General features: G+C 75.7%; 6 protein-coding genes and 2 tRNA genes. 5 read left to right on the top strand and 3 right to left on the bottom strand.

Features of this window, described 5'->3' with window-relative positions:
• Positions 1-9: 9 nt before the first annotated feature.
• From VSR01_RS19230 to VSR01_RS19220, 3 genes are all read left to right on the top strand, one after another.
• Positions 10-837, top strand: coding sequence for a DUF1906 domain-containing protein (locus tag VSR01_RS19230; RefSeq protein ID WP_326450434.1), 828 nt, complete (start codon positions 10-12; stop codon positions 835-837).
• Positions 838-1,097: 260 nt separating this feature from the next.
• On the top strand, positions 1,098-1,622 hold the full coding sequence (locus VSR01_RS19225) for a SigE family RNA polymerase sigma factor (protein WP_326450433.1): 525 nt from the start codon (positions 1,098-1,100) through the stop codon (positions 1,620-1,622).
• Between the two features lie 160 nt (positions 1,623-1,782).
• The gene (locus tag VSR01_RS19220; protein WP_326450432.1) at positions 1,783-3,438 is read left to right on the top strand and encodes a long-chain fatty acid--CoA ligase; all 1,656 of its coding nucleotides are present in this window, start codon (positions 1,783-1,785) and stop codon (positions 3,436-3,438) included.
• A 99-nt stretch (positions 3,439-3,537) separates the two neighbouring features.
• Here VSR01_RS19220 and VSR01_RS19215 read toward each other — a convergent pair whose 3' ends face one another.
• A complete protein-coding gene (locus VSR01_RS19215; RefSeq protein WP_326450431.1) occupies positions 3,538-8,385 on the bottom strand; it encodes a response regulator in 4,848 nt (1,615 codons plus the stop codon).
• 850 nt (positions 8,386-9,235) lie between these two features.
• Entirely contained in the window at positions 9,236-9,667 is a 432-nt protein-coding gene (locus VSR01_RS19210) for a hypothetical protein (protein ID WP_326450430.1), read from the bottom strand.
• A 366-nt stretch (positions 9,668-10,033) separates the two neighbouring features.
• Between VSR01_RS19210 and VSR01_RS19205 the strand changes: the two genes are divergently transcribed.
• A tRNA-Ser gene (locus tag VSR01_RS19205) sits at positions 10,034-10,127 on the top strand.
• 212 nt (positions 10,128-10,339) lie between these two features.
• A tRNA-Arg gene (locus VSR01_RS19200) sits at positions 10,340-10,412 on the top strand.
• A gap of 382 nt (positions 10,413-10,794) precedes the next feature.
• Here the strand turns inward: VSR01_RS19200 and VSR01_RS19195 are convergent.
• Entirely contained in the window at positions 10,795-11,799 is a 1,005-nt protein-coding gene (locus tag VSR01_RS19195) for a transcriptional regulator (RefSeq protein ID WP_326450429.1), read from the bottom strand.
• Positions 11,800-11,973 lie beyond the last annotated feature (174 nt).

Genomic DNA, 11,973 nt, shown 5'->3' with positions numbered 1-11,973 from the left:
ACTCACGGAATGACCGAAAGAAATATGTTCATCCGTTTCGTCCTGTCCGGAGCGCTGACGCTGACCGGTCTGCTCATCCCGGCCGCCGCGGCGGACGCGGCCGACGCCGACACGCCGCGGGTGTTCCAGGGCGCCGGGTTCGACACCTGTCAGGCCCCCGACCTCGACACGATGAGCGCCTGGCGCGCGCACTCCTCCTACCGCGCCGCCGGCATCTACTTCGGCGGCCGGGCCCGGGCCTGCGCGTCGCAGAAGAACCTCACCCGCGACTGGGTGCGGCAGACCACCGCGGCGGGCTGGAGCCTGCTGCCCATCTACGTCGGCTCCCAGAGCCCCTGCGTCTCGGGCACTAACAAGAACCCGTACCTGATCGACACCCACGACCCCTCGGGGCAGGGCTCCGACGAGGGCAAGGACGCGGTGAGCAGCGCCGAGGCGCTGGGCCTGGAACCGGGCAGCGCGCTCTACCTCGACATGGAGGCGTACGACATCTCGAACGCCTCGTGCACCGACGCGACGCTGACGTACGTGCAGGCGTGGGACAAGCAGGTGCACGCGGCCGGCTACCTCTCCGGCTTCTACAGCAGCGCCGACTCCGGGGTGCGGCACATGGAGCGCTCGCGCCTGGCCAGCGCCGGCTCGCTGCCGGACGTCATCTGGTACGCCCGCTGGGGCGTCACGCCGACCCTGACCGACGAGCCGTCGCTCGCGCCCTCCGCCTGGACCCCGCACGCGCGCATCCACCAGTACACCGGCAGCGTCACCGAGTCCTACGGCGGCAAGTCGCTGAACGTCGACCGCGACCTGATCGACGCGCCCGTCGCCGTCGTCGGCTGAGCCCTGCGGACGGCCGCGCGCACGCCGTCCGCCGCAGACCCCGCCGCGACCTGCTGCCCAGGCAGTGCGGGCCGACGCCGACCCCGGGTGTACTCGGGGTCGGTCCGGGGTCATCCCCCAGGTGCATCCCCTGCGGGAACAGGCCCCCCGGGTCACCCCTCGGGAGGTGGGGACATCCCCCGGAGTACGACCTGAGGGTGATCCCGTTTCGGCACTTGCGGCCGATCCGCGACGACCCCGCCGGCTCCTACCGTGGAGCCATGACCACGCCAGTGTGCACCAGCGCCAACACGACGCAGTTCACGGCCTACGTCCGGACCAAGGGCCCGACGCTGCTGCGCACCGCGCGCGCCCTGACCCCCAACCCCTCGGACGCCGAAGACCTGCTGCAGACCGCGCTCACCAAGACGTACCTCGCCTGGGACCGCATCGACGACCACCGGGCCGTCGACGGGTACGTGCGCCGCACCCTGGTGAACACGCGGACCTCGCAGTGGCGCAAGCGCAAGGTCGACGAGTTCAGCACCGACGAGCTGCCCGAGCCTGCCGCCGCCTGCCAGGTCGACCTCACCGAGCAGCAGGCCCAGCGGGACGCCCTGCTGCGCGCGATAGCCCGGCTCCCCCCGCGGCAGCGCGCGATGGTCGTCCTGCGCTACTACGAGGACATGAGCGAGGTGCAGACCGCCGAGGTCCTCGGCGTCTCCGTCGGCACCGTCAAGAGCGCGGTCTCCCGCGCCCTCGGCAAGCTGCGGGACGACCCCGAGCTGGAGCTGTGCGTGGCCTGAGCGGGCGCCGACGGGCCCGCCCGGGCCGCGCGGCCGGAAACGGTCGCCGCGACCGCTCACGACATGACCGATCCGGCGCGGGGTAGTGACATACCACCTGGTATGCCAGCAGAATCACGGCTACGACCCGCCACTGCCGTCGCCGTCGCCGGAGGCCCTTGTGCTCAGCACCATGCAGGACGTTCCGCTGACCGTCACCCGCATCCTCCAGCACGGCGCCCAGGTCCACGGCAGGTCCGTGGTCACCACCTGGACCGGCGAGGGCGAGCCGCACCGCCGCACCTACCGCGAGGTCGGCGCCCGGTCCGCCCGGCTGGCCGCCGCCCTGCGCGACACACTGGGCGTCGGCCGCGGCGACCGCGTGGCCACCTTGATGTGGAACAACGCCGAGCACCTGGAGGCGTACCTCGCCATCCCGTCCATGGGCTCGGTGCTGCACACCCTCAACCTGCGGCTGCCCGCCGACCAGCTCACCTGGATCGTCAACCACGCCGCCGACCGGGTGATCCTCGTCAACGCCACCCTGCTGCCGCTGCTCGCGCCGCTGCTGCCGGCCATGGACCCGGTCGAGCACGTGGTCGTCGTCGGCCCCGGCGACCGGTCGGCGCTGGACGGCTGCCGCCCGGCCGTGCACGCCTACGAAGAGCTGCTGGCCGGCCGCCCGGACCGCTACGACTGGCCGGAGCTGGACGAACGCGAGGCCGCGGCCATGTGCTACACCTCCGGGACCACCGGCGACCCCAAGGGCGTGGTCTACTCCCACCGCTCGGTCTACCTGCACTCCCTCCAGGTCAACACCGCCGAGTCGATGGGCATGACCAGCAAGGACACCACGCTGCCCGTGGTGCCGATGTTCCACGTCAACGCGTGGGGCCTGCCGCACGCCGCCTTCATGACCGGCATCAACCTGCTGATGCCCGACCGCTTCCTGCAGCCCGGCCCGCTCGCCGAGATGATCGAGTCCGAGCGGCCCACGCACGCCGCCGCCGTGCCGACCATCTGGCAGGGCCTGCTCGCCGAGCTGACCGCAAAGCCGCGCGACGTCTCCTGCCTGAAGGAGGTCACCATCGGCGGCTCGGCCTGCCCGCCGTCGCTGATGAAGGCGTTCGACGAGCAGCTCGGCGTCACCCTGCGGCACGCCTGGGGCATGACCGAGACCTCGCCGCTGGGCACCGTCGCCCAGCCGCCGGCCGGCGTCAGCGGCGAGGAGGAGTGGGCGTACCGCATCACCCAGGGGCGCTTCCCGGCCTCCGTCGAGGCCCGGCTGATCGGCCCGGACGGCTCGGTGCAGCCCTGGGACGGCCGCTCGGCCGGCGAGCTGGAGGTGCGCGGGCCGTGGATCGCCGCGGCCTACTACGGCGGCGCCGGCGAGGAGCCGCTGCGGCCGGAGGACAAGTTCAGCCCGGACGGCTGGCTGCGCACCGGCGACGTCGGCGTCATCTCCGACGACGGCTACCTCACCCTCACCGACCGCGCCAAGGACGTCATCAAGTCCGGCGGCGAGTGGATCTCCTCGGTCGACCTGGAGAACCACCTGATGGCCCACCCGGACGTCGCCGAGGCCGCGGTCGTCGCCGTCCCCGACGAGCGCTGGGGCGAGCGCCCGCTGGCCACCGTGGTGCTGCGCGAGGGCGCCACCGCCGACTACGCGTCCCTGCGCACCTTCCTGGAGACCCGCGTCGCCCACTGGCAGGTGCCCGAGCGCTGGGCGGTGCTGGAGGCGGTGCCCAAGACGAGCGTCGGCAAGTTCGACAAGAAGGTCATCCGCAGGTCCTACGCGGACGGCGCGCTGGACGTCACCGAGCTGCGCGACTGACCCCGGGGCGCACACCGCAGCCGGGCCGACCCCGGGGCGCACGTCGCCGCCCGGCCGACCCACGCCGACCCACCCAGGGGCGCACGCCGCCCCGGGCCCTCACGCGCCGATCTTGCCCAGCAGGTCCACGATCCGCGCCTGCACGTCGCTGCTGGTGGAGCGTTCGGCCAGGAACAGGACCGTCTCGCCGGACGCCAGCCGCGGCAGCTCGGAGGGCTCGATGTCGGCGGAGGTGTAGACGACCAGCGGCGTGGTGTCCAGCCGCGCGTGCCCGCGCAGCCAGTCCACGATGCCCTGCCGGCGCCGCCGGATCAGCATCAGGTCCATCACCACCAGATTCGGGTGGATCTGCGCGGCCTGCGTCATCGCGTCGGTCTCCGACGACGCGTGGGTGACCTGCATCCCGCGGCGCTCCAGCGTCGCCGCGAACGCCTGCGCGATCGGCTCGTGGCTCTCCACCAGCAGCACTCGCGGCGGGTGCTGCTCGCTGTCGCGCGGCGCCAGCGCCTTCAGCAGCACCGCCGGGTCCGCGCCGTACGCCGCCTCGCGCGTCGCCTGGCCGAGCCCGGCGGTGACCAGCACCGGCACCTGCGCCGCGGCGGCGGCCTGCCGCAGCGACTGCAGCGCGGTCCTGGTGATCGGGCCGGTCAGCGGGTCCACGAACAGCGCGGCGGGCGGCTCGGCGACCTGCGCGTCGACCTCCTCGCGCGAGCGGACGATCACCGGCCGGTAGCCGCGGTCGGTGAGCGCCTGCCGGGTCGACACGTCGGGCTCCGGCCACACCAGCAGGCGCCGCGGCTCCTCCAGCGGCTCCTCCTGCCGGTCGTCCGCGCCGGGGCCGCCCGCGGTCATGTCGTCGGTCACGTCGACCGCGCCGTTCGGGCCGTCCAGCGGCTCCGGCCCCTCGGCGGCGCCCGCCGCCGGCGCGCCTATCGCGTAGGACCGGCCGCGGCCGGGGTCGGCGGCCCGCACGGGCCGCAGCAGCGCGGTCTGCGGGTCGTTGCCGGCCGCGGGAGCGCCGGGCGGCACGGTGGGCGGCGGCCCGGGCGGCATCGGCGGTACGGGGGCGGCGGGCGCGCCGGGCGCCCCCGCCGGGGGTGCGGGGTGCTGCGACTGCGCCGGGGGCACGGGCGGGCGTACGGGCAGCTGGCCGCTGTCCGGATCGGCCTGCGGGTGCTGCCGCGCCTGCGTCTCGCCGCCGGGCGTCGGCTGGCCCGCCGGGACCGGCTGGCTCGGCACGCGCGGAAGGATCGAGCCGTTGCTCTGCTGCGGCGCGCCCAGCCTGCGGCGTCGGCCGGACCCGCCGGACCCGCCCGGCGCGGGCAGCTCGGGCTGGCCGGCGTAGGGGACGACGCCCTGGCCGAGCGTCCGCACGCTGATCGCCCGCCCGTGGCTCTGCCCGTGCGCCGGGCCCTGGGCCTGCGCGTGGGCCTGAGCCTGGTGGGCCTGGGCCTGGGCCTGCGGCCGGACCTGTGCCTGGCCCTGGTCGTGGCCGGGGCCCTGCTCCGGCGCGTGCGGGTCACGCGGATCGTGCGCGTCGCCGGCCTGCGCCGCGGCGGCGGCCGGGCCCCAGGCGTCGGCGGAGTTCCCGCCGCCCTCTGCGGCGTGCGGGCCGGGCCACTGTGTCGCGCCGCCCTGGCCGCCGGGCTCCGGCCAGCCACCGGGCGCGCCGGACGCCCCCGGCTGCTCCCCCGGCGCGGACGTCCCCGGCCGCTCGCCCGCCGCCCGCCGCCCGGTCCGCCCACCGGGCTCCTGGGCGTCGCCGCCCTGCGAACGCGGATCGGTGCGCGGGTCCTGGGCGCCGTCGGGGTCCTGCCATGCGCCGCCCGGCGCGGAGGTGCCGGGTCGGCGCAGTGCGGGTCGTCCGGCCGCTGCCGCCTGCGGGTCGTGGCTGCCTTGGGCGTCCTGCCACTCCGCGGCGGCCGGCGCGGTCGTGCCGGGGCGTTGCGGCGCCGGTCGTCCGGGTGCGGCACCCTGCCCACCCTGGGCGTCCTGCCACTCCGCCGCCTGCGGTGACGGGCCCTGACGGCGAACCGCCGGCTGCGCGCCCGGCTGCGCGGGAGCGGCCTGCGGGCTCTGCGTCCGCGGATCGTGCGGCCCCGGCCACTCCGCGGGCGCCGGAACCTCCGGCCGCCCACCCCGGCCGCCCGGCGCGGAGGTGCCGGGTCGGCGCAGTGCGGGTCGTCCGGTTCCGGCGGCCTGCGGATCGTGGCCGCTCCCGGCGTCCTGCCATTCCGCGGCGGCGGGCGCGGTCGTGCCGGGTCGCTGCGGTGCCGGTCGGCCTGGTGCGGGGGCTTGCGGGTCCTGCCATTCCGCGTTCGGCGCGGAGGTGCCGGGTCGGCGCAGTGCGGGTCGTCCGGTTCCGGCGGCCTGCGGGTCCTGGCCGCTCCCGGCGTCCTGCCATTCCGCGTTCGGCGCGGAGGTGCCGGGTCGGCGCAGTGCGGGTCGTCCGGGTGCGGCATCCTGCCCACCCTGGGCGTCCTGCCACTCCGCCGCCTGCGCCGCCGGCTCCTGGTGGCGGACCGCCGGGAGGCCCGGCTGCGGCTCCTGCGGCGCCGGCCACGCGGCCTGCGGCCCGGCGCCCTGCGGCGGCACCGCGATCGGTCCCACCGGTCCCACCGGGTTCGCGGGCTCGATGGCGCGGCGCGCGCGGCGGCCCGTCGGCCCGCCGCCGGAACCGGCCGGCGGCAGCGCGTTCGGGATGGGCGGCGCGGGCAGCTCGGCCCGCCCCGCCTGCTCGGCCGGCACCTGCGCGGCCGGCATCTGCGCGGCCGGCGGCTGCTCCTCCTCGGCCGCCCGCCCGCGCCGCGCCCGGCGCCCCGACGGCTGTTCGCCGTGCGCCGCGGGACCGTCCGCGCCCGCGGAGAACGCCGCGCCGTCGCGCTCACCGGAACCGCCCGGCAGCGCCGGAGCCTGCCGGCCCTGCTGCGGCTCGCCCTCCTCGCGCGGCCGGCGCAGCGCGCGCCGCCGCCCGCTCGGGGCCTCCTGCTGGTCGCCGCGCTGGTCACCGTGCGGGCCGCCGTACTGGTCACCGTGCGGGCCGCCGAACTGGTCGCCGTGCTGGTCGCCGTGATCGGTCACGGCCGGCACCGCCCAGGGCGCGACGACCGTGCCGGTGTCCTCCGAGGGGTCGCGCGGCCCAGGAACCGGACTCGCGTCCTCCGCCGCCGAGCCCGAGCGCCCGCCGGCGCCCCTGCCCGCGCCCCGGCGACCGTGCGAGCCCGCACCGCCGCCCGCGTCCGTACCGGCCCCGGACCCCGCACCGCCGCGCGGACCGGAGCCCGTAGCGCCGGCCGAGCCCGTACCGCCGCCCGCACCCGCACCCGTGCCCGTGCCCGCACTCGTATCCGATCCCGCGTCCTCGCCGGCCGCCGCGCGTCCGCGTCCGTGGGAACCCGAGCGCCCACCCGCGGGGGACGCCGTACCGCCAGCCGCGCTCGCGGCCCTTGCGGCTCCCGCCGCGCCCGAAGCGGTCTCGCCCGCGTCCTCCGGGCCGACCGGCACCTCCAGGACGTACGCGCTGCCCTGCCCCGGCACCTCGTGGGTCTGCAGGACGCCGCCGTGGCGTTCGACCACCCCGCGGGCCAGCGGCAGGTGGACCGGGTCGCCGCCGGCGCTCGGGCCGTGCACGTCGATGCGGACGACGTCGCCGCGCCGGGCCGCCGCGACCACGATCGTGGAGTCGCCGCCGAGCGCGATCGCGTTGCCCGCGGAGTCCACGCCGGCCACGTCGGCGATCAGGTGCGACAGCGCCCTGGCCAGGTGCTCGCCGTCCACCGACACCTCGGTCTGCGGCGCGTGCACGGCGTACTGCGCCCGCCCGGGACCGATCAGCTCGACCGCGCCCTCGACCGCCGCGGCGGCCAGGTCGTCCAGGCCGACCGGCTCGCGCCGCAGCTTGTCCTCGCCGCGGTCCAGCCGCTGGAAGGCCAGGACGTTGTCGATGAGCGTGGTGATGCGCGCGTAGCCGGCGGTGAGGTGGTGCAGGATCTGGTTGGCCTCGGGCCACAGCTGCCCGGCCGGGTCGGCCGCCAACCCGCCCAGCTCGCCGCGCAGTTCGGCCAGCGGCCCGCGCAACGAGCTGTCCAGCAGCGCCCGCAGCTGCGCGGCGCGCGCGGCCAGCGCGTCGTACTGGGTGCGGTCGGTGAACGTCATCACCGCGCCGACCAGTTGGTCACCGTCGCGCACCGGCGCCGTCGTCAGGTCCACCGGCACCGGCTTGCCGTCCTTGCGCCACAGCACCTGGCCGCGCACCCGGTGCTTGCGGCCGCTGCGCAGCGTGTCGGCGAGCGGGGTCTCCTCGTACGCCAGCGGCGAGCCGTCCGGGCGCGAGTGGTGCACCAGCGGGTGCAGCTCCTTGCCGCCGAGGTCGGTCGCGCGGTGGCCGAGTATCTGCGCGGCCGAGGGGTTGACCAGCACGACCTTGCCCGCGGTGTCCACGCCGACCACGCCCTCGGCGGCGGCCCGCAGGATCATCTCGGTCTGCCGCTGCTGGCGGGCGAGTTCGGCCTCGGTGTCGACCGTGCCGGACAGGTCGCGCACCACCAGCATCAGCAGTTCGTCGCCGGTGTAGTGCGGCATGCCGTCGCCGAAGTCGGCGTACGGGGTGCGGGCGTCCTCCAGGTTCGCGCTCGTCACCTGGGCGGGGAAGGCGCTGCCGTCGGTGCGGTGCGCGGTCATCCGGGTCGGCTTGGTCCGGGTGTCCGTGTCCTGCGCGGCCTCGCGCGGGCTGCGCATCGAGCCGGGGATGCGCTTGGGGTCGAACTCCGGCAGCAGGTCCAGCAGTCCGCGCCCGACCAGCGCGGTCCCGGGCGTCTCGAACGTCTCCAGCGCGATGGCGTTCGCGTTCACCACCGTGCCGTTGGCGTTGACCAGGAGCAGTGCGTCCGGGAGGGCGTCGAGTATCGAGGCGAGGCGAGCAGCGCCTCGGGATGGCCTGCTGCTCACGGGACGCGTCCTCCTTGTGACCGCATGTTGCGTGGTGCTCGGTGGTGCGGGTGGTGCGGGTGGTGCTGTCGATCCGGGCGCGGACCGGGGCGGGTCCGTGGGCCGGTCCGGGCCCGGTGCTGCTCACGGTGTGCGGACGCCGGGGAGGTGACCGCGGTTCCCTGGGCCGGGGGCGGCCCGCGCCGCGCCGGCGCGGCGCACCTCGCGTGCCCGCGGCGACGTTCGGTCACCCGGAGCGGTCACGTGATGCGGTCACGCGGTACGGCCGGCGGTCGCCGTCGTCACGGGCCGCCCATCTTGCCGTTGCCCCCGGGCCATGTCACTAGACCGAGTGTACGGGTCGGGTTCCGCGCGGGGGCGGTGGATGCGTATGTGGCGCTGGGCGCCGGGGGGTTGAGGGTTGTACGCGGAGGGTGTGGTGTACGTCACGGGGGTGAGGGGTCGGCGGGGCGGGAGCTGGGCGCGGGACGGGCGCGGGGTGGGCGCGGCGCCCGGGGATGGGGGCGAGGCGGTGCGGAGCCCGTGCCGGAGCTGTACGCGATCTGCGCGCGGCCCGTGCGCGGTCTGCGCGCGGCCCGTACGCGATCTGCGCGCGATCTGCGCGCGACCCGCACCGGAGCCGCACCGGATGTGCGCGGGGCCTGCACGGAACCGGTACGGGCGGGCGGGCCGTACGGGTGCCGGGGCCGCGGGACGGGTCCGGGCGGGCGCGTACGACGCGACCGGGTCCGTACCGCCGGCGCGGCGGGGGCGCGGGCCCTGGCGCGAGGCGGTCCGTACCGCCGGGGCGAGGCGGACCGTACCGCCGGGGTGCGCGGCGACCGGCCGGCCGACCGCGTCTCGCCCCGGCCTACGCGGCGAGCGGGTGCATCTGTCCGGGCCGGTGCCGGGGGTCGGGGAGCGCGGGCTCCATCCGGTGCCAGCGGGCGACCTCGCAGCCGTTGGTGCGTCGGTACGTCTCCCGTACCGGCCGCCCCTGCCAACTTCCGGTCAGCCGGGCGGTCTGCGGCCCGCCGTAGATCATCGAGCACGCCTGCCCGGCGGGCACGTCCGGCAGCGGCCCGCCGAGCTGGTCCAGGTGCGAGCACGCGGCGTCCTCCCGCCGGATGCCGCAGGTGATGCGGTACGTCACGGGGTGGCCGGACCCGTCGTCGTACGCGACGGTCAGCCGGTCGAAGGTCCGGGGGACCCCCACGGCGTGGGCGGCGGCCCCGGGCGCGAGCAGCGCGGCGAATGCGGCGGCGGCGAGGGTGGCGGCGGCCGCGAGAGTGGTACGCGTCATGCCGCACCTCTTACCGCGCGCCCGGGCGTGCGCGGGGGTACGTCACCCGTACGTGGGCGCGTCGCCGGTCCACACCGGGGGTGACGTTGGGCCGTCCGGCCGAGCGGGGGCCACCGGGCCGGGTGCGGACCACCGGGGCCGGGCGCGGACCGCCTGGACCGGGGATCACCGTGACCGGGAGGACTCGCGCAACCCGGGGGCCATGGCCACCAGGCAGCGCCACCAGGCAGCGCCAGGGACCTGCCGGGCCGGCCAACCCCTTTGCCCTGCCCAGCCACGGCCTTGTACCGTATTCTCGGATTGGTCGCAGCCCTCCCGGCTGTGCCATCATTCCCCCACGCGCCCGCACCACGGGGCACGTACCCAGGAGGCGTCGCCTAGTCCGGTCTATGGCGCCGCACTGCTAATGCGGTTTGGGCTTTACCGTCCATCGAGGGTTCAAATCCCTCCGCCTCCGCCATCACCACCCCACTCAGGAGCCCCGCCCACCCGGCCGGGGCTCCTCCGCGTTCCACCCCTGCCCGCGCGCCCCTCGCCGCCCCGCCCCGAACCCGCCCCACCACGCGTTTCCCCAGCTCACCCCACCCCCGCGGTATCGATTTCACCTCCCGCGCCGCCTCATGTAATGTTGTCCACGCAACGCCGACCGGCCCCCGTAGGGCCGCAACGCCCGCACTCGTAGCTCAACGGATAGAGCATCTGACTACGGATCAGAAGGTTGCAGGTTCGAATCCTGCCGAGTGCACAGCAGGCCGGAGGCCCAGTGGAGCGATCCACTGGGCCTCCGGCTTTTCCGTGCCCGCGGCGCGCCGGGCTGCGCTCCCCGCTGTGGGTGCGCCGGGCCCGGGCGGTGCGTCGGCTGAGGCGGGTCAGGTCGTTGCGGCGTTGCCGGTGGCCAGCTCGCGCACCATGGCCGTCAGAACGGGTGAGTCCGGGGACGGCTGCTTCCCAGCCGGGCTCGGACGCGTGGCGGGCGAGCCGCTCGGCGTAGCGCTCGACCGAGTAGCGGGGATCGTGCAGCCGGTCGGCCCGCACCTCGGCGTAGATGTCGATGAGGGTGTCCCAGACGGGTTCGACGTCGCGGAAGTGACGGAGTTCGATGCCCGAGGCAGTCATGCCGACGCCGATCAGGCCGCAGCCATCTCCGGGAGGGCCTTCAGCCGCTCGCGGAACTCCTTCACGGCCGTCTCCGTCGAGAAGGCCGCGAGCTTCCCGCTGAAGTTCCTGAGCCGGTCCACCGCCCGGTGGGAGGACACCTTGCGCTCCAGGAGGTCGACGCCATGGTTGGCTGCCGTGAGGGCGCCGTCGAGGTCGCCGCCGGCCAGGTGCGCCTCGGCGAGGCGGCCGACCCGCACCGCCTTGTCACGGGGCACGGACGACTGCACCGAAGCGGCCAGGTAGTCAGTGGCGACCTCGGAGTCGCCGGCCCAGAGCATGACCTTGCCCCTGGTGCTGTTGATCTGCGACTCGCCGAACCACTTGAGCCACTCGCCCCGGCTGTCCCCTGACCGGTCGTACAACTTCTCGGACGTGTGCAGTGCCGAGGCCGCCTCCCGGTGCTCGCTCTGCTGCGCAAGCGCAGCGGCGAGGTGCAGGTACAGGTAGGCCCGGGTCGCCAGGGGAACCTTCTTGCTCTGGTCGAGGGCGGTGCGCAGGAGGCTGACGCGTTCGCGGTTGTATCCGCCGTCCGAGGCGTGGACGCCCATCTCGGCGAGCAGGAAGCTGCCGAGGTCGTGTTCGCCGGCCGTGCGCGCGGCCCGCAGCGCCGCCACGTAGTACCGCTGCCCGAGGGAGTGCAGCCCGCTGTCGTAGGCCATCCACCCGGCCAGGTACGCCACCTGCGCCGCCAGCGAGTGGAGACGGGCACCCAAGGCGTCGGTGTACGTGCCGTTCTTGATGGTCATCGTGATCAAGGACAGGTCGCTCTGGGCGTACTCCAACAGCCGCGCCCCACCCATCTCGTCGTCCATCTGCCGAAGGCTTTCGACGCGCTGCTCCAGAGCCGTCACGCGCCGATCCGTGACGCGTTCTCCATTGCTGACAGCGGCGACAGCACCCGGTGCCTCGGCCCAGCTCACGCCGAGCGCGGTCAGCGAAGCCCCGGCGATGGTGAGAAATCCACGTCGGTCCATGTGTGCGCTCCTGACCAGATCCTCCGATGCGGCCACGGTACCCGTCAGCGTCCAGGGCGCATTGAGACCGGAGACCTCACCTGGAGGGGCCTACGAGTCGGCCTCCAGCCGCCACGTGGTTACCGCTGACCGGCGGGGTGCGGCCCGGCGTCGGCGCGCACACGCACGGCGCGG

This window comes from Actinacidiphila sp. DG2A-62 (assembly GCF_035825295.1).
Lineage (GTDB): Bacteria > Actinomycetota > Actinomycetes > Streptomycetales > Streptomycetaceae > Actinacidiphila.
Note: the sequence above shows the minus strand (reverse complement) of the source record. Positions and strands in the feature narration are given on the sequence as shown.